At 58.5% G+C, this 24,150-nt stretch carries 24 protein-coding genes and 1 other RNA gene; 19 read left to right on the top strand and 6 right to left on the bottom strand.

Going from position 1 to position 24,150, the window contains the following annotated elements; genetic code table 11:
• Positions 1-64: 64 nt before the first annotated feature.
• From ALO80_RS24960 to cysN, 3 genes are all read left to right on the top strand, one after another.
• Positions 65-823: a Nif3-like dinuclear metal center hexameric protein gene (locus tag ALO80_RS24960; protein WP_055010927.1), complete on the top strand. Its 759-nt coding sequence runs from the start codon at positions 65-67 to the stop codon at positions 821-823.
• A gap of 146 nt (positions 824-969) precedes the next feature.
• A complete protein-coding gene (cysD, locus tag ALO80_RS24955) occupies positions 970-1,887 on the top strand; it encodes a sulfate adenylyltransferase subunit CysD (protein ID WP_003313577.1) in 918 nt (305 codons plus the stop codon).
• A gap of 12 nt (positions 1,888-1,899) precedes the next feature.
• The gene (gene cysN / locus ALO80_RS24950) at positions 1,900-3,798 is read left to right on the top strand and encodes a sulfate adenylyltransferase subunit CysN (protein WP_055010926.1); all 1,899 of its coding nucleotides are present in this window, start codon (positions 1,900-1,902) and stop codon (positions 3,796-3,798) included.
• Between the two features lie 123 nt (positions 3,799-3,921).
• Here cysN and ALO80_RS24945 read toward each other — a convergent pair whose 3' ends face one another.
• Positions 3,922-4,365 carry a YhcB family protein gene (locus ALO80_RS24945; RefSeq protein WP_054986676.1) on the bottom strand — a complete coding sequence of 148 codons (444 nt, stop codon included), beginning with the start codon at positions 4,363-4,365 and terminating at the stop codon, positions 3,922-3,924.
• 145 nt (positions 4,366-4,510) lie between these two features.
• Between ALO80_RS24945 and ALO80_RS24940 the strand changes: the two genes are divergently transcribed.
• The 3 genes from ALO80_RS24940 (at position 4,511) to zapE (ending at position 7,686) form a co-directional block, all read left to right on the top strand.
• Positions 4,511-5,140 carry an alpha/beta hydrolase gene (locus ALO80_RS24940; protein ID WP_055010925.1) on the top strand — a complete coding sequence of 210 codons (630 nt, stop codon included), beginning with the start codon at positions 4,511-4,513 and terminating at the stop codon, positions 5,138-5,140.
• Between the two features lie 39 nt (positions 5,141-5,179).
• The gene (locus ALO80_RS24935; RefSeq protein ID WP_055010924.1) at positions 5,180-6,529 is read left to right on the top strand and encodes a tryptophan--tRNA ligase; all 1,350 of its coding nucleotides are present in this window, start codon (positions 5,180-5,182) and stop codon (positions 6,527-6,529) included.
• 62 nt (positions 6,530-6,591) lie between these two features.
• The gene (zapE, locus tag ALO80_RS24930) at positions 6,592-7,686 is read left to right on the top strand and encodes a cell division protein ZapE (RefSeq protein ID WP_054986673.1); all 1,095 of its coding nucleotides are present in this window, start codon (positions 6,592-6,594) and stop codon (positions 7,684-7,686) included.
• A 66-nt stretch (positions 7,687-7,752) separates the two neighbouring features.
• Here zapE and ALO80_RS24925 read toward each other — a convergent pair whose 3' ends face one another.
• The gene (locus ALO80_RS24925) at positions 7,753-8,658 is read right to left on the bottom strand and encodes a GlxA family transcriptional regulator (RefSeq protein WP_162491474.1); all 906 of its coding nucleotides are present in this window, start codon (positions 8,656-8,658) and stop codon (positions 7,753-7,755) included.
• Between the two features lie 495 nt (positions 8,659-9,153).
• Between ALO80_RS24925 and rplM the strand changes: the two genes are divergently transcribed.
• The 4 genes from rplM (at position 9,154) to ALO80_RS24905 (ending at position 11,325) form a co-directional block, all read left to right on the top strand.
• Positions 9,154-9,582 (top strand): 50S ribosomal protein L13, encoded by a 429-nt coding sequence (gene rplM, locus ALO80_RS24920; protein ID WP_002555065.1) that lies wholly within the window; start codon positions 9,154-9,156, stop codon positions 9,580-9,582.
• Between the two features lie 14 nt (positions 9,583-9,596).
• Entirely contained in the window at positions 9,597-9,989 is a 393-nt protein-coding gene (gene rpsI / locus ALO80_RS24915; RefSeq protein WP_002555064.1) for a 30S ribosomal protein S9, read from the top strand.
• A gap of 281 nt (positions 9,990-10,270) precedes the next feature.
• Positions 10,271-10,888 carry a glutathione S-transferase N-terminal domain-containing protein gene (locus ALO80_RS24910; RefSeq protein WP_054986671.1) on the top strand — a complete coding sequence of 206 codons (618 nt, stop codon included), beginning with the start codon at positions 10,271-10,273 and terminating at the stop codon, positions 10,886-10,888.
• Between the two features lie 17 nt (positions 10,889-10,905).
• A complete protein-coding gene (locus tag ALO80_RS24905) occupies positions 10,906-11,325 on the top strand; it encodes a ClpXP protease specificity-enhancing factor (protein WP_003313571.1) in 420 nt (139 codons plus the stop codon).
• Between the two features lie 60 nt (positions 11,326-11,385).
• On the opposite strand, the gene ALO80_RS24900 is transcribed toward ALO80_RS24905, so the two are convergent.
• The 4 genes from ALO80_RS24900 to ALO80_RS24885 all read right to left on the bottom strand — a co-directional run bounded on the left by ALO80_RS24900 (position 11,386) and on the right by ALO80_RS24885 (position 14,911).
• Positions 11,386-11,964, bottom strand: coding sequence for a BON domain-containing protein (locus ALO80_RS24900; RefSeq protein ID WP_003364054.1), 579 nt, complete (start codon positions 11,962-11,964; stop codon positions 11,386-11,388).
• Positions 11,961-12,554, bottom strand: a complete 594-nt coding sequence (locus ALO80_RS24895) for a phosphoheptose isomerase (RefSeq protein ID WP_003418801.1) — start codon at positions 12,552-12,554, stop codon at positions 11,961-11,963. Before ALO80_RS24895 ends, ALO80_RS24900 begins: the two co-directional genes overlap by 4 nt.
• Before the next feature lie 171 nt (positions 12,555-12,725).
• Positions 12,726-13,100, bottom strand: a complete 375-nt coding sequence (locus tag ALO80_RS24890; protein ID WP_054986670.1) for a YraN family protein — start codon at positions 13,098-13,100, stop codon at positions 12,726-12,728.
• The gene (locus tag ALO80_RS24885) at positions 13,097-14,911 is read right to left on the bottom strand and encodes a penicillin-binding protein activator (RefSeq protein WP_055010922.1); all 1,815 of its coding nucleotides are present in this window, start codon (positions 14,909-14,911) and stop codon (positions 13,097-13,099) included. Before ALO80_RS24885 ends, ALO80_RS24890 begins: the two co-directional genes overlap by 4 nt.
• A gap of 279 nt (positions 14,912-15,190) precedes the next feature.
• On the opposite strand from ALO80_RS24885, the gene rsmI reads away from it, so the two are divergent.
• The 9 genes from rsmI (at position 15,191) to mraY (ending at position 24,147) form a co-directional block, all read left to right on the top strand.
• A complete protein-coding gene (gene rsmI / locus ALO80_RS24880; RefSeq protein WP_055010921.1) occupies positions 15,191-16,060 on the top strand; it encodes a 16S rRNA (cytidine(1402)-2'-O)-methyltransferase in 870 nt (289 codons plus the stop codon).
• A 98-nt stretch (positions 16,061-16,158) separates the two neighbouring features.
• Positions 16,159-16,516: RNase P RNA component class A (gene rnpB, locus ALO80_RS25370), an RNA gene on the top strand.
• A gap of 306 nt (positions 16,517-16,822) precedes the next feature.
• On the top strand, positions 16,823-17,278 hold the full coding sequence (mraZ, locus tag ALO80_RS24875) for a division/cell wall cluster transcriptional repressor MraZ (protein ID WP_002555055.1): 456 nt from the start codon (positions 16,823-16,825) through the stop codon (positions 17,276-17,278).
• Positions 17,279-17,280: 2 nt separating this feature from the next.
• A complete protein-coding gene (gene rsmH / locus ALO80_RS24870) occupies positions 17,281-18,222 on the top strand; it encodes a 16S rRNA (cytosine(1402)-N(4))-methyltransferase RsmH (protein WP_083493403.1) in 942 nt (313 codons plus the stop codon).
• Complete coding sequence (gene ftsL / locus ALO80_RS24865) at positions 18,219-18,512, top strand: cell division protein FtsL (RefSeq protein ID WP_002555053.1); 294 nt, start codon at positions 18,219-18,221, stop codon at positions 18,510-18,512. The genes rsmH and ftsL overlap by 4 nt, the downstream gene beginning before the upstream one ends.
• The gene (locus ALO80_RS24860) at positions 18,512-20,239 is read left to right on the top strand and encodes a peptidoglycan D,D-transpeptidase FtsI family protein (RefSeq protein ID WP_162491698.1); all 1,728 of its coding nucleotides are present in this window, start codon (positions 18,512-18,514) and stop codon (positions 20,237-20,239) included. The genes ftsL and ALO80_RS24860 overlap by 1 nt, the downstream gene beginning before the upstream one ends.
• Positions 20,239-21,702, top strand: coding sequence for a UDP-N-acetylmuramoyl-L-alanyl-D-glutamate--2,6-diaminopimelate ligase (locus ALO80_RS24855; protein WP_055010918.1), 1,464 nt, complete (start codon positions 20,239-20,241; stop codon positions 21,700-21,702). The genes ALO80_RS24860 and ALO80_RS24855 overlap by 1 nt, the downstream gene beginning before the upstream one ends.
• A complete protein-coding gene (locus ALO80_RS24850) occupies positions 21,695-23,065 on the top strand; it encodes a UDP-N-acetylmuramoyl-tripeptide--D-alanyl-D-alanine ligase (RefSeq protein ID WP_055010917.1) in 1,371 nt (456 codons plus the stop codon). The genes ALO80_RS24855 and ALO80_RS24850 overlap by 8 nt, the downstream gene beginning before the upstream one ends.
• Positions 23,065-24,147 (top strand): phospho-N-acetylmuramoyl-pentapeptide-transferase, encoded by a 1,083-nt coding sequence (gene mraY, locus ALO80_RS24845; protein ID WP_024687132.1) that lies wholly within the window; start codon positions 23,065-23,067, stop codon positions 24,145-24,147. Before ALO80_RS24850 ends, mraY begins: the two co-directional genes overlap by 1 nt.
• Positions 24,148-24,150: the final 3 nt, after the last annotated feature.

Genomic DNA, 24,150 nt, shown 5'->3' with positions numbered 1-24,150 from the left:
CGCCATAATGGCGGGCATTATACGAGTACAACGCAGCTCTGAACTGCATATTTAGGAGTCTTTTATGGCTGTTGCCCTGAGCACCCTGGTCGAAGAAGCCGACCGCTATCTGAACAGTGCCCGTATTCAGGATTACTGCCCCAATGGCCTGCAGGTCGAAGGCCGGCCCCAGGTCATGCGCATCGTCAGCGGCGTGACGGCGAGTCAAGCCCTGCTGGATGCCGCTGTCGAGGCGCAGGCCGATCTGATCCTGGTTCATCACGGCTATTTCTGGAAGGGCGAAAACCCTTGCGTGGTCGGCATGAAGCAGCGTCGCCTGAAAACGTTGCTCAAACATGACATCAGCCTGCTTGCCTATCATCTGCCGCTGGATGTGCATCCCGACGTGGGCAACAACGTGCAGCTGGCGCGGCAACTGGACATCACCGTTGAAGGCCCGCTGGATCCCGAAAATTCGCGCGTGGTCGGCTTGATCGGCTCGTTGTCCGAACCCATGACCGCGCGAGATTTTGCCCGTCGCGTACAGGACGCACTGGGGCGCGAGCCGTTGCTTGTCGAGGGCAGTCAGATGATTCGCCGTGTCGGCTGGTGCACCGGTGGCGGTCAGAACTATATCGATCAGGCGGTGCTGGAAGGCGTCGATCTCTTCCTGAGTGGCGAAGCGTCAGAGCAGACGTTTCACAGCGCCAGGGAAAACGACATAAGCTTCATCGCGGCCGGGCATCATGCCACCGAGCGTTATGGTGTTCAGGCTCTGGGTGATTATCTGGCCCGGCGTTTTGCCCTTGAACATATCTTCATCGACTGCCCGAACCCGATCTGACCGATCAAACGGTGGGGTATATGTATAGATCGTTTCGATCTAGCCGCATCGCTGATTAGCGATATCACGCATGTTAAAGTGCGCGGCTCGAATACGGCCCGCAGGCCGCCCCGGGGTTTCCCGGTTCATAACGAACGTGAGTAGCCATGGTTGACAAACTGACGCATCTGAAACAGCTGGAGGCGGAAAGCATCCACATCATCCGCGAGGTCGCCGCCGAGTTCGATAACCCGGTGATGCTGTACTCGATCGGCAAGGATTCGGCCGTGATGCTGCACCTGGCGCGCAAGGCATTCTTCCCCGGTAAATTGCCATTCCCGGTCATGCACGTCGATACCCGCTGGAAATTCCAGGAAATGTATCGCTTCCGTGACCAGATGGTCGAGGAAATGGGCCTTGATCTGATCACTCACATCAATCCCGATGGCGTGGCTCAGGGCATCAACCCCTTTACCCACGGCAGCGCCAAACACACCGACATCATGAAGACCGAGGGCTTGAAACAGGCGCTCGACAAACATGGTTTCGATGCTGCCTTCGGTGGTGCCCGACGCGACGAAGAAAAGTCCCGGGCCAAGGAGCGTGTCTACTCGTTCCGCGACAGCAAGCATCGCTGGGACCCGAAAAACCAGCGCCCCGAGCTGTGGAACGTCTATAACGGCAACGTCAACAAAGGCGAGTCGATCCGTGTGTTCCCGCTTTCCAACTGGACCGAGCTGGACATCTGGCAGTACATCTACCTCGAAGGCATCCCGATCGTGCCGCTGTATTTTGCAGCCGAGCGCGACGTTATCGAGAAGAACGGTACGCTGATCATGATCGACGACGAGCGCATCCTCGAGCATCTTACCGATGAAGAGAAGTCGCGCATCGTCAAGAAGAAGGTCCGTTTCCGTACTCTGGGCTGCTACCCGCTGACCGGTGCCGTCGAGTCCGAGGCGACCAGCCTGACCGACATCATCCAGGAAATGTTGCTGACGCGAACTTCCGAACGCCAGGGTCGGGTCATTGACCACGACGGTGCTGGCTCGATGGAAGAAAAGAAACGTCAGGGTTATTTCTAAGGGGGGTGTCACATGTCGCATCAATCTGATTTGATCAGCGAGGACATCCTCGCCTATCTGGGCCAGCACGAACGCAAGGAAATGCTGCGCTTCCTCACCTGTGGCAACGTCGATGACGGCAAGAGCACGCTGATCGGGCGTCTGCTGCACGACTCCAAGATGATCTACGAAGATCATCTTGAAGCTATTACCCGAGACTCGAAAAAGTCCGGTACCACTGGCGATGACGTCGATCTGGCGTTGCTGGTGGACGGTCTGCAGGCCGAGCGCGAGCAGGGCATCACCATCGATGTCGCGTATCGCTATTTCTCCACGGCCAAGCGCAAGTTCATCATTGCCGATACGCCAGGACATGAGCAGTACACCCGTAACATGGCCACTGGTGCTTCGACCTGTGACCTGGCGATCATTCTGGTGGATGCGCGCTATGGCGTGCAGACCCAGACCCGCCGTCACAGCTATATCGCTTCGCTGCTGGGCATCAAGCATATCGTTGTCGCCATCAACAAGATGGACCTCAATGGTTTTGACGAGAGCGTGTTCGAGTCGATCAAGACCGATTACCTGAAGTTTGCCGAGGGTATTGCGTTCAAGCCGACCACCATGGCGTTTGTGCCGATGTCGGCGCTCAAGGGCGACAACGTGGTGAACAAGAGCGAGCGTTCGCCGTGGTACACCGGCCAGTCGCTGATGGAGATTCTCGAAACCGTCGAAATCGCCAGTGATCGCAACTATGCAGACCTGCGATTCCCGGTGCAGTACGTCAACCGTCCGAACCTGAATTTCCGTGGCTTCGCCGGTACGCTGGCCAGCGGCATCGTGCACAAGGGCGACGAGATCGTCGTGCTGCCGTCGGGCAAGAGCAGCCGTGTGAAGTCCATCGTCACCTATGAGGGTGAGCTGGAGCATGCCGGACCGGGTCAGGCTGTGACCCTGACCATGGAAGACGAAATCGACATCTCCCGTGGCGACCTGCTGGTGCATGCCGACAACGTTCCGCAGGTCAGCGATGCGTTCGACGCCATGCTGGTATGGATGGCCGAAGAGCCCATGCTGCCGGGCAAGAAATACGACATCAAGCGTGCCACCAGCTATGTGCCGGGCTCCATTGCCAGCATTACCCATCGGGTCGATGTGAACACGCTGGAGGAAGGCCCTGCCAGCTCGTTGCAACTGAACGAGATCGGCCGGGTCAAGGTCAGCCTCGATGCGCCCATCGCGCTGGACGGCTACAGCAGCAACCGCACCACGGGCTCTTTCATTGTCATTGATCGTCTGACCAACGGCACTGTGGCGGCGGGCATGATCATTGCCAAGCCGGTCTCGGGCGGTGGTTCGCAGCATCATGGCGAACTGGCCCATGTCTCCACCGAGGAGCGTGCGCAGCGTTTTGGCCAGCAACCGGCCACAGTATTGTTCAGCGGCCTGTCCGGCGCGGGCAAGAGTACGCTGGCGTATGCGGTCGAGCGCAAGCTGTTCGACATGGGCCGTGCGGTCTACGTACTGGACGGTCAGAACCTGCGTCATGACCTGAACAAGGGCTTGCCACAGGACCGTGCCGGTCGTACCGAGAACTGGAGCCGTGCCGCTCACGTGGCGCGCCAGTTCAACGAGGCGGGCCTGCTGACCCTGGCTGCTTTCGTTGCGCCGGACGCCGAGGGACGTGAGCGTGCCAAGGCGCTGATCGGCAAAGAGCGTCTGCTGACCGTCTATGTTCAGGCGTCACCCGCGGTGTGCCGCGAACGTGACCCGCAAGGTCTGTATGCCGCTGATGGCGACAACATTCCTGGCGAGTCCTTCCCGTATGACGTGCCACTGAATGCCGATCTGGTGATCGACACGCAGACACTCAACCTGGAAGAAAGCGTCAGGCAGGTGCTGGACCTGCTGCGCAGCCGCGGCGCGATCTGATTGCGCTGACACCGTGTCCGTTCTCTGAGCGGGCACGGAACGCACAGAAAAGGCTGACACGCGCCTACAAAAAAGCCCGCCGCAGACAGTGTCTGCGGCGGGCTTTTCAGTGGTTGTGAATCCCTATCTTTTCAAGCCGTAATGCTCATCCAGCATTCCTGGAGTGTTGGGCGACTTGGGGGCGTAGTCCTTGGGGGTCTCGGTGTCACGCGGGGGGGTAAGGCGGTCGCGATGATCGCGATGTGCCTGATTGGCCTCCGGGTGCAGAGCCGCCAGCAGGCGTTGACGGGTCAACTCGTCGAGAGCCAGACGGTTGGCGCCCTCGGCAAGGTGTTCCTGAACATCCTGGTAGCTCTGTGAAAGCTTCTGTACCAGATTGGCCGTGCTGTTGAAGTGCGTGACTACCTCGTTCTGATAGGTGTCGAAACGCTCCTGAATGTCGTCCAGCTGACGCTGGGTGCTGTTCGGAACGGTGTTGGGCAGCAGGCGTGCCACCAGAAAACCAATGACGACACCGGCCACCAGGGCGAGCGTCGGCAACAACCAGACTAAGAGCGAGTGTTCCACGAGTCCTTCCTCTATAAACGGCTTTGCTTTACGTTAACGGCTGGAACCTGCGCTGTATACCCGCGACGTATCGTTGATATGCAAGCCGCAGACAATCAGCTAGACGAGTCGACCCATTTCGAGGTCACGGAGTTCTGTTTTGCTCATGCGTGAAACCCCATTATTTATCGATGGCCCAGAAGGCCAGCTCGAAGCGCTGTATCAGGACGTACCCGACGCCCGAGGCGTTGCACTGATTTGCCATCCTAACCCGATACAGGGTGGAACGATGCTCAATAAAGTCGTCTCGACGCTGCAGCGTACCGCAAGAGACCAGGGTCTGATCACCTTGCGCTTCAATTATCGCGGTGTCGGTGCCAGTGCCGGTACGTCGGTTGCCGGGCCGGGCGAAATCGATGATGCTCAGGCTGCAGCCCGGTGGCTGCGGGCTCGGCACGCTGATCTGCCGATGACCCTGTTCGGTTTTTCCTTTGGCGGCTACGTCGCTGCGAATCTGGGGGGAAGGCTGGAGGCCGAGGGTGAAACGCTGACTCATTTGTTTCTGGTTGCTGCTGCGGCGTCGCGGCTCAAGGATCAGAGCGTACTGCCACACGCCTGCCCGCTGACGATCATTCAGCCCGAGAGCGACGAAGTGATTGATCCCGAAACGGTCTATGCATGGTCTGCAGCACTGCAACGTCCACATGAGCTACTGAAAGTGGCAGAATGCGGACACTTTTTTCATGGCAAGCTGACCGATCTGAAAGATCTGCTTCTGCCGCGACTTTCCAGCTGACTGCAGCCCGTATTGCACCCTATTGATAAGCGACCTGCCATGACCACTCGTATCCTGACCGGTATCACGACCACCGGTACTCCCCATCTGGGCAACTACGCGGGTGCCATTCGCCCGGCCATTGTTGCCAGCCGTCAGAGCGACTTCGATTCGTTCTATTTTCTGGCCGATTACCACGCGCTGATCAAATGCGATGAACCGCTGCGCATTCAGCGTTCGCGTCTGGAAATCGCCGCAACCTGGCTGGCAGCTGGCCTGGACGTTGAGCGTGTGACCTTCTATCGCCAGTCGGACATCCCCGAGATCCCGGAACTGACCTGGCTGCTCACCTGTGTAGCGGCCAAGGGCCTGCTCAATCGCGCCCACGCCTACAAGGCGTCGGTGGACAAGAACGTGGACAGCGGCGAAGACCCGGATGCGGGTATCACCATGGGCTTGTACAGCTATCCGGTGCTGATGGCCGCCGATATTCTGATGTTCAATGCTCATCAGGTTCCGGTAGGGCGCGACCAGATTCAGCACGTTGAAATGGCCCGCGATATCGGCCAGCGTTTCAACCACCTGTTCGGTCACGGCAAGGAATTCTTTGTCATGCCAGAGGCGCTGATCGAAGAGAGCGTTGCGACGCTGCCAGGCCTGGACGGTCGCAAGATGTCCAAGAGCTACGACAACACCATCCCGTTATTCAGCAGTGCCAAGGAGATGAAAAACGCCATATCGCGCATCGTCACCGACTCGCGTGCGCCGGGTGAGGCGAAAGACCCGGACACCTCGCACCTGTTTACCCTGTACCAGGCTTTCTCGACGGCCGGGCAGTGCGCCGAATTCCGTTCCGACCTGTTGCAGGGCCTGGGCTGGGGCGAAGCGAAAAATCGTCTGTTTGCCTTGCTGGATGCCCAGTTGAGCGAACCCCGCGAAAAGTACCTGGGGCTGATCGAGCGTCCTGCCGATCTCGAAGACATCCTGCTCGCCGGTGCGCAGAAAGCCCGGCGTGTCGCCACACCATTCCTTGAGCAATTGCGCGAGGCGGTGGGGCTGCGGTCGTTCCGTACCGTGGTGCAGAACGCCGATACCGGCAAGAAAAAGGCCAGCAAGGGCGCTCGTTTCGTCAGCTTCCGTGAAGACGACGGCAGCTTCCGTTTCCGTTTGCTGGCTGCCGATGGCGAGCAGTTGCTGTTGTCGCGCCATTTTGCCGATGGCAAGGCTGCTGGCGTCGTCAGCAAGCAGTTGCAGCAGGGCGGTGAACTGGACCTGCGCAGTGAGGACGATCGCTTTACGCTGTGGCTGAACGGCGACTGTGTGGCGGACAGTCCGGTATTTGCCGACGCTGCCGCACGCGACAGCGCCATCGAGACTCTCAAGCTGGCGCTTGCTCCTCAACAGGACTGATTGCCAATCCTCGGGGTCGTCGCTACAGTGACGACCCGTTTTTGTTGCCTTGCTAACGAATTATGACGCCCCTAGAACGATATCAAGCTGATCTGAAACGCCCGGACTTCTTCCATGATGCCGCGCAGGAAAACGCTGTACGCCATTTGCAGCGTCTGTACGACGATCTGGTTGCCGCTCACGACAGCAAGCCCGGCCTGTTCGGCAAGCTGTTCGGCAAAAAGGAACCCGCTCTGGTCAAGGGGCTGTACTTCTGGGGGGGCGTGGGCCGCGGCAAGACGTATCTGGTTGACACGTTCTTTGACGCCTTGCCGTTTCAGGACAAGGTGCGCACTCACTTCCACCGCTTCATGAAGCGCGTGCACGAAGAGATGAAGACCCTAAAAGGCGAGAAAAACCCGCTGACGATTATTGCCAAGCGTTTTTCCGACGAAGCGCGGGTCATCTGTTTTGACGAGTTCTTCGTTTCCGACATCACCGACGCCATGATTCTAGGGACGCTGATGGAAGAGCTGTTCAAGAATGGCGTGACGCTGGTTGCAACCTCCAACATCGTCCCGGACGGTTTATACAAGGACGGTTTGCAGCGGGCGCGTTTCCTGCCGGCTATCGCGTTGATCAAGCAGAATACCGATATCGTCAATGTCGACAGCGGTGTCGATTACCGCCTGCGTCACCTTGAGCAGGCCGAGCTGTTTCACTTCCCGCTCAACGAAGTCGCACAGGAAAGCCTGCGTAAAAGCTTCAAGGCCCTGACTCCGGATTGCGCTGAGACCATCGAAAACGATGTGTTGATGATCGAAAACCGCGAGATCCGTGCCCTGCGTACCTGTGATGACGTGGCCTGGTTCGATTTTCGCGAGTTGTGCGACGGGCCTCGCAGTCAGAACGATTACATCGAGCTGGGCAAGATTTTCCATGCGGTGCTGATCAGCGGCGTCGAGCAGATGGACGTTTCTACCGACGACATCGCCCGGCGCTTTATCAATATGGTCGACGAGTTCTATGACCGTAATGTCAAGCTGATCATCTCGGCCGAGGTTGAATTGAAGGACCTGTACACCGGTGGGCGGTTGATGTTCGAGTTCCAGCGCACCTTGAGTCGCCTGCTCGAAATGCAATCCCACGAATTCCTTTCGCGGGCGCACAAGCCCTAGTAGCAACTGCAAGTTTCAAGCTTCAAGTCAGAAGCTTGAAACTTGTCCCAGGCTTGCAGCTTGAGCTCAGAGCCTCTCCTTGTGGTTTTCGAACTGCTGTCGATACTGGTTGGGCGACAGCTCGGTGTGCTGGCGAAACAGGCGAGCGAAAAAGCTGGCATCGTCATAGCCCACCTCATAGCTGATGGTCTTGATGCTCTTGCGAGACCCTGACAGCAACCCCTTCGCCGTTTCAATCCGCAGCCGTTGCAGGTAATGCAGCGGCTTGTCGCCCGTGGCCGCCTGAAAGCGGCGCATGAAGTTGCGAATGCTCATGCCGTGTTCGCGGGCGACATCTTCAAAGCGAAACTTGTCGGCAAAATGCTCTTCCAGCCAGTGCTGGATCTGCAGAATTATCACGTCCTGATGCAGCTTTTGACCGCCAAAACCGATTCGCCCTGGTGAGTAGGTGCGGCGCACCTCGTAGAGAATGTCACGGGCCACCGCCTGGGCTACGTTGGCACCGCAGAAACGCTCGATCAGGTAGATGTAGAGATCGCAGGCTGAGGTCGTGCCACCTGCGCAGTAAACGTTATCGGCATCGGTCAGGTGCTTTTCCTGATTGAGCAGCACCTTGGGGTAGCGTTCGGCAAACGCGCCGAAAAAGCGCCAGTAGGTAGTCGCTTCCTTGCCGTCCAGCAAGCCGGCCTCGGCGAGCCAGTAGACGCCGGTGGCTTCTGCGCAAAGCACGGCACCCTTGGCGTGTTGCTCGCGCAGCCAGGGCAGAATCTGTGGGTAGCGTTGGCACAGGGTTTCAAAGTCATCCCAGAATGCCGGGATGACGATGATATCGCTCTGGCACAGTGCTCCGTCGACCGGCAGCGTGACATCGCTGAAGCTGCTGACAGAGAGGCCGTCCGGGCTGACCAGGCGCGTTTCGAAAGCGGGCACCAGGCCCTGGCCCAATTGTTTGCTGTAGCGAAGGCTGGCCAGGTGAAAGAAGTCCTTGGCCTGCATGACCGTCGAGGCAAACATCTTGTCAGTGGCGAGGATGCTTACGCGGCGTAGCGGAGTGGCGTGTTGGATCGGCATAATCGTTATTCTTATATGGGTAAATGGTCAAGCAACGGCTGGATCGTCTTATTTTTTATCGGGCCTGTCCAGCCTCCTCATGTCAGGATCCCTGCGAGAGGTGCGCATGATGGCCTTATGCTAAGGGCGCAAATATCCGCCAATCCACACCTCGCAGGCAATAAACAGAATGTGAACAAAAAATCCGGTTGAGGTTATTTTTACAGTCTGTATAATCCGCCAGCTCTTTGCAGTGGAAGTGATGCGCCGTCTGCCGAAGAATCTTGCCGTATAACGGACGCGCTGACCCGAGCCCCCGATAGCGTCTGTTTCCGGCTGCCTTTGACTTGTCAAAGTACGCACTATTCAGTAAGATCCGCCGTCTAATTTTCAGGGCGGCCCCTGAGGCTATAAAGAATGAAAACTTTTACTGCTAAACCGGAAACAGTTAAGCGCGACTGGTTCGTCGTCGACGCTGCTGGTCAGACCCTGGGTCGTCTGGCCACCGAAATCGCGAGCCGTCTGCGTGGCAAGCACAAGCCGGAATACACTCCGCACGTTGATACCGGCGACTACATCGTCGTGATCAATGCCGAGCAGATCCGCGTTACTGGTGCCAAAACCACCGACAAGATCTACTACTCACACTCCGGTTTTCCGGGCGGGATCAAGTCGATCAACTTCGAAAAGCTGATCGCCAAAGCTCCTGAGCGCGTGATCGAGACCGCGGTCAAAGGCATGCTGCCTAAGAACCCGCTGGGTCGCGACATGTATCGTAAGCTGAAAGTCTATGCGGGCGCTGTACACCCTCATACTGCTCAGCAGCCCCAAGAACTGAAGTTTTAACGGAATAGTTCATTATGTCGGCGACTCAAAATTACGGCACTGGCCGTCGCAAGACCGCAACCGCTCGCGTTTTCCTGCGTCCGGGTACTGGTAACATCTCGATCAACAACCGCTCCCTGGACAATTTCTTCGGTCGCGAAACTGCCCGCATGGTAGTTCGTCAGCCGCTGGAACTGACCGAGACAGTTGAAAAGTTCGACATCTACGTCACCGTTATCGGTGGCGGTGTAAGTGGTCAGGCTGGCGCAATTCGCCACGGTATCACTCGCGCTTTGATGCAGTACGACGAGACTCTGCGCGGTGCGCTGCGTAAAGCAGGCTTCGTGACTCGCGATGCCCGTGAAGTTGAACGTAAGAAAGTCGGTCTGCGTAAAGCGCGTAAGCGTCCGCAGTACTCGAAGCGTTAATTCGCTCTTCGTTCAAAGAAAGAACGTCCATCCCCTCGCGGGGCTGGGCGTTTTTTTATGGGTGTGATTTTTGCGGTTCTGGTGTTTTGAGCGTGGGCGTGCCGCGTCGATAGAGCGAGATTTATACACCTGTCGACGAAGATTGCGGAATTTACGTCGTGTAAATGAGCTATCTTGTGGCCCGCGACGAACACCTGTGCTGTTGCGTTCATTATCGGATGCGCTCTGGGGGCGTGTTCGTTTGTCTGTCCGATAAATTTTAACAAGCGAGGAGGATCGCCATGGGCGTGACCAACCGGTTGGCCTGTTACTCCGACCCCGCCGACCACTATTCTCATCGCGTACGCATTGTGCTCGCCGAGAAGGGTGTCAGCGCCGAAATTATTGAAGTCGTGGCGGGTCGTCATCCGCCGCAGCTGATTGAAGTAAATCCGTATGGCAGCTTGCCGACCCTCGTCGATCGTGACCTGGCGTTGTATGAGTCGACGGTGGTCATGGAATATCTGGATGAGCGTTATCCGCATCCACCCTTGCTGCCTGTCTATCCGGTGGCTCGCGCCAACAGCCGCCTGCTGATCCATCGCATCCAGCGAGACTGGTGTGGCCTTGTGGACCTGATCCTCGACACGCGCAGCAAAGAGCCTGCTCGCGTCCAGGCACGCAAGGAGCTTCGTGAGAGCCTGGCCGGGGTTTCCCCGTTGTTCGCGGAAAAAGCTTTTTTCATGAGTGACGAGCTAAGTCTCGTCGATTGCTGTCTACTCCCCATACTCTGGCGTTTGCCAATTTTGGGTATTGAATTGCCGCGGCCTGCCAAGCCGTTGCTTGATTACATGGAGCGCCAATTTGCGCGTGAGGCTTTTCAGGCGAGTCTGTCTGCTGCCGAACGTGAAATGCGCTAAGGCTTAAGGAGCCGTTAATGAACTCCAGTCGCCCTTATCTTGTTCGCGCTCTCTATGAGTGGATCGTCGATAACGATTGCACCCCGCATGTGCTGGTCAATGCAGATTATCCCTCGGTGCAGGTCCCGCAAGGGTTTGCCAACGACGGGCAGATTGTCTTGAATGTCTCGCCAAGTGCAGTGCGTCATCTGCACATGGATAATGAGGCGGTGAGCTTCGAAGGCCGTTTCGGTGGTGTGCCGCACACGCTTTATGTGCCTGTCGCTGCCATTCTGGGTATTTATGCCCGTGAGAACGGTCAGGGCATGGTTTTCGATCTGGAGCCCTCCATGGAGGAAGGCGAGGAAATCGAGATCGAGATTGAAGACGATACGCCTCCGCCAGACAGCGAACCGCCACGCCCGAGTGGTCGGCCGAGTCTGAAGGTCGTCAAGTAAAAGACAGGCATAAAAAAGGCGATCTTCGGATCGCCTTTTTTATTGCCTGTCGGTTACCCGTCAGTCGATGTACTCGAAGAGTTTGACGATCTTCTGCACGCCGGAGACGCCCTGTACCAGGTTGGTGGCGCGATTGGCTTCGTCCTGGGTTACCAGGCCCAGCAGGAAGACGATGCCGTTCTCGGTCACCACCTTGATGCGCGAGCCGGGGATGGATGCGTCGGCGATCATCTGGCTTTTGATCTTGGTGGTCAGCCATGCGTCGTTGTTGCGGGCCAGCAGCGAGGAGGGTGCCATCACCTGCAGTTCGTTGTTGACCTTCTTGACGCGCTGAACGGCGCTGGCGGCTTGTTCAGCCATGGCCTTGAGGTCGGCGCGCGGTGTCTGGCCAGCCAGCAGCACGATGCCGTTGAAGCTGGTCACGACGATGTGCGAGCCCTCTGCGAGGTCAGGGTTGGCTTTGGAGATGTTGACGGCTGCCTTGGTCTCGATCAGCGAGTCGTCGATCTTGCTGCCGAAGGTGCGCGTGCCGCGATCGTCTTCGATCGGTTTTTCGCGAGTGGCCGTGATCACCGAACTGCATCCGGTGATGCTGAGGCACAGTGTCAGAACCAGTAGGCTAAGACGATTAGGGGTCATTCTTCACTCCCGAACAGTTGGCTGTCGATCAAATCGCAAAGGCAATGGATCGCCAGCAGATGGACTTCTTGTATGCGTGCCGTGACGTTGGCGGGTACGCGTATTTCCACGTCCTCGGGCAATAGCAGCGAGGCCATGCCGCCACCGTCGCGTCCCGTCAATGCTACGACAATCATTTCGCGATCATGTGCGGCCTGGATGGCTTGAATAATATTCGCCGAGTTGCCACTGGTGGAAATGGCCAGCAACACATCGCCTGGTTGACCCAGTGCGCGGATCTGCTTGGAGAAGATTTCGTTGTAGCTGTAATCGTTGGCGATCGAGGTAATCGTCGAGCTGTCGGTTGTCAGTGCAATGGCCGGCAGGCTCGGCCGCTCGCGTTCGAAGCGGTTGAGCAATTCCGAGGAAAAGTGTTGTGCATCGCCAGCGGACCCGCCGTTGCCGCACGCGAGCATCTTGCCCTCGTTGAGCAGGGCATTGACCATGACCTGACTGGCTTGCTCGATAAAGGGTGCAAGGACTTCCATCGCCTGTTGCTTGGTTTCGATGCTGGCCTGGAACAGCCGGCGAATTCGGGATTGCATGTCCATCAATGTGACCTTAATTAGAGCGTACGGCGGCGGGGCGGATGCGCCGGGTTTTCCCGGGAGCTATCCGGCACACACGGGTGTGCAGCCGGCAAAACAAATAGCGAAATCGGTGAGGGCTGTAGTGTATTGCAGGTCATGGCTCAAGTGGGGCTGCTGCTTCACTGAGCCAGGTCAGCTGTCAAAAGCGCTCTTGATCCAGTTCAGCGGTGCAGCCTTGCCGGGTTCGCCTTCAATGGCGATTACGTCGAAGCGACAGGGGTGGCTGGCCCAGCCTGTTACTTGCTGCAGAAAAAGCTGTGCGGCAGTGACGAGTTTTTCCTGCTTGCGAAAATCGACGCTTTCCATGGCCCCGCCCCAGCCGGAATGACGCCGGTAGCGAACTTCGACGAATACTACTGTATCGCCGTCAAGCATGACTAGATCAAGCTCGCCGCGTTTGCATAACCAGTTTTGCTCGATAAGGCTCAGCCCCTGCTGTTGCAAAAACTGTAGGGCGAAGGCTTCGGCCTCGCGCCCTGCTTGCTGGCGGGTGCTGCGTTGCGTCAAGGGGCGGTGTCCGGCAGGCGCTGGATCTTGCCATCGACGAATTCGGCCCACGGAAGTTGGCGTTCGACGCGGCGGCCCGGGTTCAGGCTCAGGCTGCCGGACAGCCCGTCAATGCGGCTATCCGGCATTGCCTTGAGCTGGGCCAGGCGTGGAGCCAGGCGGTAGGCGTCGATACCCATTGCGTACAGGCGACCCAGGCTGCCTGCCGCCTGAGGCCATTGCGCGGTGACTTGCTGGCGCAGCGGGTCTTCGGCATTCAGCAGCCAGGGGGTTTCGCAGAAGCGTACGCCGTTGAGGTCCATGTACTGTGCATGATCGTTGCTGTTGGTGAACAGATGCGAAGTGGCGTAGACCGGAACGTCGCCTGCGTACTGGAAGACCATGGTCGGCTTGATCTGCTGCGCTTGCTGAGGCGTTGCGGCAAGGAACATGAAGTCGATGTCCTGGCGACGGCTGGGCTGAGCGGCTACCTGAGTTCCGGCAGTGCTTTGCAGTCGCTGGGCGCGTCCCTCGCTGTTGCGCAGCTGGAACAGATCTGCGACCTGCTGTGCCAATTCGACAGGTTGGTCAACGTGTTCGGCGGCAATCAGCGTGCCGCCCTTGGCCTGCCAGCTCTTGCGGAAGGCATCCAGCACCCGGTCGCCCCATTCGCCTTTCGGCACCATCGCAACGGCACTGCGCTTGCCGTCTGCCCAGGCGCGACGTGCAACTTCGCGGGCTTCGTCTTCTGCGGCCAGGCCGAACTGATACAGCTGAGCAGGGCCTTCGTTGCTGGTGTCGCTGTAGTTCAGTGCCAGGGTGGTAATTGGCAACTGTTGACGGCTGTTCAACTGCTTGACGAGATTTTTTTCCAGCGGGCCGACGACCAGTTGTACGCCAGCGGCTTGAGCCTGACGGTAAAACTCGTCCATCGAGGTGACGCGCGAGCTGTCGAAAACCTGGATGGCGGGTGGATTCTGTCCTGCTTGTTGCGCCTGAAAATGCGCAGCCATGAAACCTTCGCGCAGCGCTTTGGCAACAGCCGCCAGTTGGCCGTCCTGAGGCAGCAGCAGAGCAATTTTGGTAATCGGCTCGCTGGTGAGGGCGCGTAATTGCGCAAGGGCGGTAGGCAATTGCAATGCGGCAGGGTGTTTCGGGTTCTGGGCTTTCCAGCTGTCGATGGCGGCCTGTTGCTGCTCGAGCGTGCCAGCGCCCTTGATCGAGCGAGCGAGGTTCAGCCAGCCGCCCATATCGTCGGTGGCGGTGCTTTGCAGTTGCTCGGCAGGGAGGGCGGACACCAGGGTCCAGATCGCATCATTGTTGGCCCTGGCTTCTGCGCCTTGCAGTAGGGGGCCGGCAAATACCCGCTCGTTGGCCGCTGCCAGTGCCTGACCATCAGCCTCCAGTGCGCGTGCCTTGACCATGTGAGTGCGAACCTGCTGCTCGACCGACAGTTCGCCCAGGCGCTGCATGCTCAGATGGTTCAGTGCTGTCAGTGCTGCCTTGGGCTGGTTACGGCCCATCGCCAGTTCTGCTGACAGTGTGCTGGCAAACACCTGCAGGCCAGGTTTGAGCTGGTCGATCTGCACTTGTCCGAGGATCTGTGCAGCGCGTCCTGCGTCGTTCTGGCGGCTCGCCAGGTCGGCAGCGCTCAGGCGCAGCGTTGCGGCCTGCTCGGGTGTCTTGGCGCTGGCGGCCTGATCAAGCAACTGCTCGATGCTGGCGTCAGGGGTTCGAGGCAGCTCGCCAAGACTGGACGAGGGCGAGCTGGCACACGCTGCGAGAAGGGCAGCGAGGCAGAGGGCAGAGAGCAGCCGCAGACAAGCGATCATTGGTATGTTCCTGAAACTCGAGCGAATTAACGGGGAATTGTACCCAAGCGCTGGCCGGGGTGCGATGTCGAAGGTGTTTAAAGCCATGATATTGGTGGCGTTAGGGTCATCATGCGGCCGAATCGTTCAATTCGAGAGGGGTATCGTGCTTCATGCTCAGGCCTGATCATGTTTATATTCCTTTTTGACTGCATCCCTGATGCGTGAACCGCTCGGCCGGGCTTCAGCCTGTACACTATGTCCTTCCAGGTACCCGCCTTAACCTATGAGGTCTGCGTTTTGACTGTTCCGGTTGTTTCGAATTCCACTCCAGGCTCGCTTTATGTAGTGGCGACTCCTATAGGCAATCTGGACGACATGAGCGTGCGAGCATTGAAGGTGTTGCGTGAAGTCTCGCTGATTGCGGCTGAAGACACTCGCCATTCGGCGCGTCTTATGCAGCATTTCGGGATTTCAACTCCGCTGGCTGCCTGCCACGAGCATAACGAACGTGATGAGGGTAGTCGTTTCATTACGCGTCTGCTGGCTGGCGACGATGTTGCGCTGATTTCCGATGCAGGCACGCCGTTGATTTCCGATCCCGGTTATCACCTGGTACGTCAGGCGCGTGCCGCCGGTGTGCCGGTGGTCCCGGTGCCCGGTGCCTGTGCCTTGATTGCTGCTCTTTCGGCGGCCGGGCTACCTTCGGACCGGTTTATTTTCGAGGGCTTCCTCCCGGCCAAAACTGCAGGTCGCAAGGCAAGACTCGAGCGGGTCGGGGAAGAGCCACGCACGCTTATCTTCTATGAGGCACCACACCGGATTCTCGAGTGTCTTCAAGATATGGAGCTGGTCTTCGGTGCTGACCGTCAGGCCTTGCTGGCGCGTGAAATAACCAAAACTTTCGAAACGCTCAAAGGTCTGCCATTGAGTGAGCTACGGGCGTTCGTCGAGGCCGACAGCAATCAGCAGCGTGGCGAGTGCGTTGTGCTGGTAGCGGGCTGGACGCCGCCCGAGGGCGAGGACGTCATCGGTGAAGAGGCGCGCCGCATACTTGATCTACTGCTCGCGGAGATGCCGCTCAAGCGCGCTGCAGCTTTGGCAGCCGAGATAACCGGCGTGCGCAAGAACCTGCTTTATCAGGTGGCGCTGGAAAAGCAGAAGGAATGATGAATGGCTTTTGAAGAGGGCAGATAAAGGGGGCAAGCGCATCGCACATGCTATTAAAGCTTGTTCTTGGTGGCATGTGCCGCTAACCTTGTCGGCGGAGAGTCGATTGGACAGTCGCTGCCTCTTGTTGTTCCGCAACAGGGGGGGGAGGAAAGTCCGGGCTCCATAGGGCGGAGTGCCAGGTAACGCCTGGGAGGCGTGAGCCTACGGAAAGTGCCACAGAAAATAACCGCCTAAGCACTTCGGTGCCGGTAAGGGTGAAAAGGTGCGGTAAGAGCGCACCGCACGTCTGGTAACAGTTCGTGGCAAGGTAAACCCCACTCGGAGCAAGACCAAATAGGGTTCCTAGGCGTGGCCCGCGCTGGAACCGGGTAGGTTGCTAAAGACGTCCAGTGATGGCCGTCGTAGAGGAATGACTGTTCTCGACAGAACCCGGCTTACAGATCGACTCTCCACCTTTTTTTCACCCTTCGTTTCAAGCAGCAAATCCCTCCCGTAATACCAAAAAAATCTTACAGCTCATAAATCACATTAACTTCTGATCGCAACGGTTTGAGTTGTGTGGGATTTATCTGTCAGAGCCTTCGTAAAATTACCCTTTTATACCCGATACCTCTCCTAAATCTCCGAAATGTAAGGGTTTTCCTTAAGACCGTGCCTTGACGGTGTGGTGGGCGCGTTCCTATAGTGTGCACAAGTGGCAGAAAGTGGCACGAAGTGGGTTTTTTCAGCGCAAAAAGCTAATATTCGGAGAATGCGCCTGTGTTCCGTGGTGCCAACGCGATCAATCTCGATGCCAAGGGCCGTCTCGCTATGCCGAGCCGGTACCGTGACGAGTTGGATTCGCGTAGTGCCGGGCAACTTATCGTGACTATTGATGCCGTTGATCCCTGCCTTTGCCTTTATCCGCTTTCCGAATGGGAGCTTATAGAGGCAAAACTTCGTGATCTGGCGACGTTTCGTGAAGAGAACCGTCGTCTGCAAAGGCTTCTGATTGGTAATGCCGTCGATCTGGAACTCGATGGCAGCGGGCGTTTTCTGGTGCCGCCACGCCTGCGCGAGTACGCCAGGCTGGATAAGCGCGTAATGCTGGTGGGCCAACTCAACAAGTTTCAACTGTGGGACGAGGACGCCTGGAATGCTCTTGCTGATGCTGACCTGGCTGCCATTCAAAAACCTGGCGCGATGCCCGACGAATTACGTGATTTGATCCTGTGACTATGAATAGCGGCTTTACCCACATCACCGTGCTGCTTGAAGAAGCCGTGGAGGCTCTCGCGGTGCGCGCCGATGGCTGCTATCTGGACGGCACGTTCGGACGTGGCGGGCATAGTCGTCTTATATTGAGCCAGCTTGGCCACGATGGTCGGCTTCTGGGGTTCGACAAGGACCCTCAAGCGATTGCCACCGGGCAAGCGCTAGCGGCCGAAGACGGCCGCTTTGTCATTGTGCAGCGCAGCTTTGCCGAGCTGGGCTCAGAGGCGCAAGAGCGCGGTCTGGCTGGAAAGGTGAGCGGTATTCTGCTGGACCTGGGTGTGTCGTCCCCGCAACTGGATGATCCCGAGCGCGGTTTCAGCTTCATGAACGACGGTCCACTGGACATGCGCATGGACCCTACCCGTGGCGTAAGCGCTGCCGAGTTCATTGCCACCGCGCCTGCCGAAGAAATTGCCCGTGTATTCAAGGAATACGGCGAAGAGCGATTTGCCAAGCGCATGGCCAACGCCGTCGTCGCGCGCCGTGACGTGCAGCCTTTCGAGCGCACAGCCGACCTGGCTGAAGTCCTCAAGGTTGCCAACCCTGCCTGGGAAAAGGGCAAAAATCCTGCAACGCGTGCCTTTCAAGGGCTGCGTATTCACGTGAACAACGAGCTGGGTGATCTGGAAACCGGCCTTGAAGCTGCGCTTGATGCGTTGGAGATCGGTGGTCGTCTTGTCGTCATCAGTTTTCATTCGCTGGAAGACCGCATCGTCAAGTTGTTCATGCGCAAGCTCGCCAAGGGCGAAGCCGACAACATGCCGCGTAACTTGCCGATCCAGTTCAAGCCATTCGAGCCGAAAATCAAGATCCACGGCAAGGCCCGGTTCGCTTCGGATGTCGAAACCAAAGCCAATCCGCGCTCGCGCAGTGCTGTCATGCGTGTAGCGGAGAAGCTCAGGTGAGCCGTCTGTTCCTGAAGCCTCTACCGGGCGGCAGCTTCATTATGCTGCTGCTGTTTATTGCTGTCCTGATTTCGGCGATTGGCGTTTCCTATAGCGCTCATTGGAACCGTCAGTTGCTCAATTCGCTGTATTCGGAAATGAGCGTGCGCGACAAGGCGCAGGCCGAGTGGGGGCGTCTGATCCTCGAGCAGAGCACCTGGACGGCGCACAGCCGTATCGAAAATCTGGCCACCGAACAGCTGAAGATGCGCATCCCCAGCGCTGCCGAAGTGCGGATGGTGGCACCATGATGAAACTTGAAGGCGCTCTGTATCCGTGGCGTTTTCGCGTGGTCGTGGGGCTGCTGGTGTCCCTCGTGCTCGCCATTTGCTGGCGTATCGTCGACCTGCAGGTCATCGACCATACCTTTCTAAAAGAGCAGGGCGATGCGCGCAGCCTTCGGCACATCCCTATTCCGGCGCACCGTGGCCTGATCACCGACCGTAACGGCGAGCCGCTGGCAGTCAGTACTCCGGTAACAACGTTGTGGGCCAACCCGCGTGAAATGCAGCAGGACAAATCCAAGTGGCCGATGCTTGCTGCCGCTCTGGGTCAGGACCTCAAGGCATTGACCGAGCGACTGGACTCGCAGGCGAACAAGGAATTCATCTATCTGGTCCGAGGCCTGACGCCAGAGCAGGGTCAGTCGGTCATTGATCTGAAAGTGCCCGGTGTCTACGGAATCGAGGAATTTCGCCGCTTTTATCCGGCAGGCGATGTCACTGCGCACATGGTCGGCTTTACCGACCTTGATGACCACGGTCGTGAAGGCGTCGAGCTGGCTTATGACGACTGGCTCGCCGGCGTGCCCGGCAAGCGTCAGGTCATCAAGGACCGGCGTGGCCGACTGATCAAGGATGTTCAGGTAACCAAGAATGCCAAGGCCGGAAAGACCTTGGCTTTGTCCATTGATCTGCGCCTGCAATATCTGGCGACCCGTGAACTGCGCAACGCCATCGTGGAAAACGAAGCCAAGGCAGGCAGCATGGTGATCATGGACGTGAAGACCGGTGAGGTTCTGGCGATGGTCAACCAGCCGACCTACAATCCGAACAACCGCCGCACCATGGTCCCTGCAGCCATGCGCAACCGGGCGATCATCGACGTGTTCGAACCGGGTTCGACCATGAAGCCGATCTCCATGACCGCTGCGCTGGACAGTGGCCGCTGGAAGCCGACCGACAAGGTCGAGGTGTATCCGGGTACCTTGCAGATCGGCAAATACACCATTCGTGACGTGACCAAGACCGAAGGTCCGATCCTCGATCTGACCGGTATCCTGATCAACTCCAGTAACGTTGGCATGAGCAAGGTCGCGTTTGATGTGGGCGGTGAAGCCATCTTCCGTGCCATGCAGCGCGTTGGCTTCGGTCAATACACCGGCCTCGGTTTCCCCGGCGAGCGCGTTGGCAACCTGCCCAACTACCGTGAATGGCGCAAGGCGGAAACCGCCACGCTGTCATACGGCTACGGTCTGTCGGTCACTGCTTTGCAATTGGTGCACGCTTATGGCGCGCTGGCCAACAACGGTCGCATTGTGCCGTTGACCATTCTGAAAACGGATAAAGAGCCGGATTCGACCCAGGCCATTCCCGAAAAAACTGCCAAGACCCTGCAGGGCATGTTGCAGCAGGTCATCGAAGACCCGCGCGGGGTATATCGCGCCCGTGTGCCTTCCTATCACGTCGGCGGCAAGAGTGGTACGGCGCGCAAGACGTCTATTGGCACCAAGGGCTATGCGGAGAACTCCTATCGCTCACTGTTCGCCGGTTTCGGGCCGATGAGTAACCCGCGCTATGCCATCGTCGTGGTTATCGACGAGCCGAGCAAGGGCGGTTACTACGGCGGTCTGGTTTCGGCACCGGTATTCAGCAAGGTCATGTCCGGCACGTTGCGTCTGATGAACGTGACGCCTGACAACCTTGCGCCACCGGAACAAGTCAATGCTGCACCGGTAGCCAAAGGAGGGCGTGGTTGATGGCCTTTAATCTGAGCAAGATCTTCGCTCACACCGACCGCGATCCATTGATTCGCGAGTTGACCCTGGACAGCCGCAATGTTCGTCCGGGCGACCTTTTTCTGGCCGTACCGGGCATCAAGGTCGACGGCCGCGCACATATTGCCGATGCGCTCAAGCGTGGCGCAGCGGCGGTGGCGTATGAGGTGGAGGGCTCGACCGTTCTGCCGATCACCGACGTGCCGCTGATACCGGTCAAAGGCCTCGCAGCGCAGTTGTCCGACATTGCCGGTCGTTTCTATGGCGACCCGAGCCGAAGCCTGAATCTGGTCGGTGTCACCGGCACCAACGGCAAGACCAGTGTGACCCAGTTGATTGCCCAGGCGCTTGACGTCTTGGGTCAGCGCTGCGGCATCGTCGGCACCCTGGGTACCGGCTTCTACGGCGCGCTGCAAAGCGGGCGTCATACCACGCCTGATCCGATTGCCGTGCAGGCGACGCTGACCGATCTGAAAAAGGCCGGTGCACGCGCAGTGGCGATGGAAGTCTCGTCCCACGGTCTCGATCAGGGACGTGCTACGGCGTTGGCCTTTGATGTGGCGGTGCTGACCAACCTGTCCCGCGATCATCTGGATTATCACGGCACCATGGAGGCATACGCTGCCGCCAAGGCAAAGCTGTTCGCATGGTCCGATCTCAAGTGCCGGGTGATCAACCTGGATGACGATTTCGGTCGTGAACTGGCCGCCGTCAAACAAGAGTCGCGCCTGATCACCTACAGCCAGCTGGACAGCTCGGCCTACCTGTATTGCCGCGATGCCAAGTTCGATGACGATGGCGTGCGTGCCACGCTGGTCACGCCTCAGGGTGAACACTTCCTGCGCAGCAGCCTGTTGGGTCGTTTCAACTTGAGCAATGTGCTGGCTGCGGTCGGCGCGCTGCTGGGCCTGGACTACGCGCTGGACGAAATTCTCAAGGCGCTGCCGAAACTCGAAGGCCCGGTCGGACGCATGCAGCGCTTGGGCGGTGCCGACAAACCGCTGGTAGTCGTCGATTACGCGCATACCCCGGATGCGTTGGAAAAAGTCCTTCAAGCGCTACGTCCGCACGCGAAGGGGCGCTTGTTGTGCCTGTTCGGCTGCGGTGGCGATCGTGATCGCGGCAAGCGCCCGCTGATGGCTGAAGTGGTCGAACGTCTGGCCGACGGTGTGTGGGTCACCGACGACAACCCGCGCTCCGAATCGCCGGCCGGTATTTTTGACGACATCCGCCCTGGATTTGTTGCTGCCGACAAGGTGCGCTTCATTGAAGGTCGCGGGCAGGCCATTGCCGAGCTGATTGCCAGCGCGAGTGCCGATGATGTCGTGGTCCTGGCCGGCAAAGGGCATGAGGACTATCAGGAAATCAACGGTCAGCGTCAGCCATTTTCCGATCTGCAGGAAGCTGCCAGGGCGCTTGCCACATGGGGGCCTGCGAATGCTTAAGCCAATGACATTCAGCGAACTGGTTGTACCACTTGATGCGAGCATGGTCGGTGGCGACTGCAGTTTTGCCGGTGTGAGCACCGATAGCCGCGGCATCGAGCCGGGCCAGCTGTTCGTGGCCCTGACCGGTCCTCGCTTTGACGGCCACGCGTATCTCGATCAAGTGGCTGCCAAAGGCGCGGTCGGAGCTTTGGTCGAGCGCGAAGTGCAGGGCGCGGCCTTGCCACAACTGGTCGTGCTGGACACCCGCAAAGCCCTTGCGCAACTGGGCGCGATGAATCGCAATGCCTTCGTCGACAGGCCAGTGGCCGCCGTCACCGGTTCGAGCGGCAAGACCACGGTCAAGGAAATGCTCGCCAGCATCCTGCGCACGCGCGGTCCGGTGCTGGCTACCCGTGGCAACCTGAACAACGAACTGGGCGTTCCGCTGACTCTGCTGGAGCTGGCCCCTCAATATTCCTCTGCCGTCATCGAACTGGGTGCGTCGCGAGTTGGCGAGATCGCCTACACCGTGAGCCTCACCAAGCCGCATGTCGCCATGATCACCAACGCCGGAACCGCCCATGTCGGTGAGTTTGGCGGTCCGGACAAAATTGTCGAAGCCAAAGGCGAAATTCTGGAAGGCCTTGATGCCAGCGGCACGGCAGTGCTGAATCTGGAGGACAAGGCGTTCCCGATCTGGCGCAAGCGCGCTGGTAATCGCAACGTCCTGACCTTCGCGCTCAGCGATCCGGCTGCGGACCTGCACGCCAGCGAAATCACTCGTGATGCGCGAGGCTGTCCAGGTTTCACCATCAACAGCCCGTTGGGTACGGCACAGGTCCAGTTGAACCTTCTGGGCGCGCATAACGTGACCAACGCCCTGGCGGCTGCGGCTGCCGGATGTGCGTTGGGTGTCACGCTGGAAGGCATCGTCACGGGCCTGAACAACGTGCAACCGGTCAAAGGACGCGCTGTTGTGCAAATCGCCAGCAACGGGACGCGCGTCATCGATGATACCTACAACGCCAATCCTGCCTCGATCAACGCGGCCGTCGACATCCTCACCGGTTTTACGGGTCGTACCGTGCTGGTGCTGGGCGATATCGGCGAGCTGGGAGAATGGGCCGAGCAAGGTCATCGCGACGTGGGTGCCTACGCCGCTGGCAAGGTCTCGGCGCTGTATGCCGTCGGTCCGTTGATGACTCATGCCGTCAGCGCCTTTGGCGAGCATGCGCACCACTTTGCCAGTCAGGCGGAGCTGATCGCGGCGCTGGGCGCCGAGCAGGATCCCGATACCACTTTACTGATCAAGGGCTCGCGTAGCGCTGCCATGGAAAACGTCGTGGCTGCCTTGTGCGGTTCTAGCCTGGAGAAACATTGATGCTGCTGCTGTTGGCCGAGTTTTTACAACAGTTCTACAAAGGCTTCGCGGTCTTTCAGTACCTGTCATTGCGCGGGATCCTCGGCGTGCTCACTGCGCTGACATTGTCGTTGTGCCTGGGGCCGTGGATGATCCGCACCCTGCAGATGCGTCAGATCGGCCAGTCGGTGCGCAATGACGGTCCGCAGTCGCATTTGTCCAAATCGGGTACGCCGACCATGGGCGGCGCGCTGATCCTGTCGTCCATTGGTATCAGCACATTGCTGTGGGCTGACCTGAGCAACCGCTATGTCTGGGTGGTGTTGCTCGTGACACTGCTGTTCGGGGCCATCGGCTGGGTCGATGACTACCGCAAGGTGATCGAAAAGAATTCGCGTGGCCTGCCCAGTCGCTGGAAGTATTTCTGGCAGTCGGTGTTCGGCCTCTGTGCAGCAATCTTTCTTTACACAACTGCGCCGTCTGCCACCGAAACCACACTGATCGTGCCAATGCTCAAGGATGTGCGCATCCCGTTGGGTATCGGTTTTGTCGTCCTGACCTATTTCGTGATCGTCGGCTCCAGCAACGCAGTCAATCTGACTGACGGTCTGGACGGTCTGGCGATCATGCCGACGGTGATGGTGGGCGGTGCGCTGGGCATCTTCTGCTACCTGTCGGGCAACGTAAAATTTGCCGAATACCTGCTGATTCCCTATGTGCCAGGGGCGGGTGAGCTGATTGTGTTCTCAGGCGCGCTGATCGGCGCAGGGCTCGGGTTTCTCTGGTTCAACACGTATCCGGCGCAGGTCTTCATGGGCGACGTGGGAGCCCTGGCGCTGGGTGCAGCACTGGGCACCATGGCGGTGATCGTACGTCAGGAAATCGTCCTGTTCATCATGGGCGGCGTGTTCGTGATGGAAACCCTTTCAGTGGTTATTCAGGTTGCGTCTTTCAAACTCACCGGTCGTCGCGTATTCCGCATGGCACCGATCCACCACCACTTTGAACTCAAAGGCTGGCCCGAGCCGCGCGTGATTGTCCGTTTCTGGATCATCACCGTGATTCTGGTGCTCATCGGCCTTGCCACACTGAAACTGAGGTAGAAC

The sequence above is a fragment of the Pseudomonas caricapapayae genome, from assembly GCF_001400735.1.
Classification (GTDB): domain Bacteria; phylum Pseudomonadota; class Gammaproteobacteria; order Pseudomonadales; family Pseudomonadaceae; genus Aquipseudomonas; species Aquipseudomonas caricapapayae.
The sequence above is the reverse complement of the archived record's forward strand: the minus strand, read 5'-3'. Positions and strand labels throughout refer to the sequence as shown.

Excerpts from the sequence above, each read along its gene's own strand:
- cysD (WP_003313577.1), top strand. The coding sequence starts at position 970 with ATGGTTGACAAACTGACGCATCTGAAACAGCTGGAGGCGGAAAGCATC.
- ALO80_RS24900 (WP_003364054.1), bottom strand. The coding sequence starts at position 11,964 with ATGACCCCTAATCGTCTTAGCCTACTGGTTCTGACACTGTGCCTCAGC.
- ALO80_RS24960 (WP_055010927.1), top strand. The coding sequence starts at position 65 with ATGGCTGTTGCCCTGAGCACCCTGGTCGAAGAAGCCGACCGCTATCTG.
- rsmH (WP_083493403.1), top strand. The coding sequence starts at position 17,281 with ATGAATAGCGGCTTTACCCACATCACCGTGCTGCTTGAAGAAGCCGTG.
- rpsI (WP_002555064.1), top strand. The coding sequence starts at position 9,597 with ATGTCGGCGACTCAAAATTACGGCACTGGCCGTCGCAAGACCGCAACC.
- mraY (WP_024687132.1), top strand. The coding sequence starts at position 23,065 with ATGCTGCTGCTGTTGGCCGAGTTTTTACAACAGTTCTACAAAGGCTTC.
- zapE (WP_054986673.1), top strand. The coding sequence starts at position 6,592 with ATGACGCCCCTAGAACGATATCAAGCTGATCTGAAACGCCCGGACTTC.
- ALO80_RS24935 (WP_055010924.1), top strand. The coding sequence starts at position 5,180 with ATGACCACTCGTATCCTGACCGGTATCACGACCACCGGTACTCCCCAT.
- ALO80_RS24905 (WP_003313571.1), top strand. The coding sequence starts at position 10,906 with ATGAACTCCAGTCGCCCTTATCTTGTTCGCGCTCTCTATGAGTGGATC.
- ALO80_RS24885 (WP_055010922.1), bottom strand. The coding sequence starts at position 14,911 with ATGATCGCTTGTCTGCGGCTGCTCTCTGCCCTCTGCCTCGCTGCCCTT.
- rplM (WP_002555065.1), top strand. The coding sequence starts at position 9,154 with ATGAAAACTTTTACTGCTAAACCGGAAACAGTTAAGCGCGACTGGTTC.
- cysN (WP_055010926.1), top strand. The coding sequence starts at position 1,900 with ATGTCGCATCAATCTGATTTGATCAGCGAGGACATCCTCGCCTATCTG.
- ALO80_RS24910 (WP_054986671.1), top strand. The coding sequence starts at position 10,271 with ATGGGCGTGACCAACCGGTTGGCCTGTTACTCCGACCCCGCCGACCAC.
- ALO80_RS24860 (WP_162491698.1), top strand. The coding sequence starts at position 18,512 with ATGAAACTTGAAGGCGCTCTGTATCCGTGGCGTTTTCGCGTGGTCGTG.
- ALO80_RS24850 (WP_055010917.1), top strand. The coding sequence starts at position 21,695 with ATGCTTAAGCCAATGACATTCAGCGAACTGGTTGTACCACTTGATGCG.
- ALO80_RS24940 (WP_055010925.1), top strand. The coding sequence starts at position 4,511 with ATGCGTGAAACCCCATTATTTATCGATGGCCCAGAAGGCCAGCTCGAA.
- ALO80_RS24895 (WP_003418801.1), bottom strand. The coding sequence starts at position 12,554 with ATGGACATGCAATCCCGAATTCGCCGGCTGTTCCAGGCCAGCATCGAA.
- ALO80_RS24855 (WP_055010918.1), top strand. The coding sequence starts at position 20,239 with ATGGCCTTTAATCTGAGCAAGATCTTCGCTCACACCGACCGCGATCCA.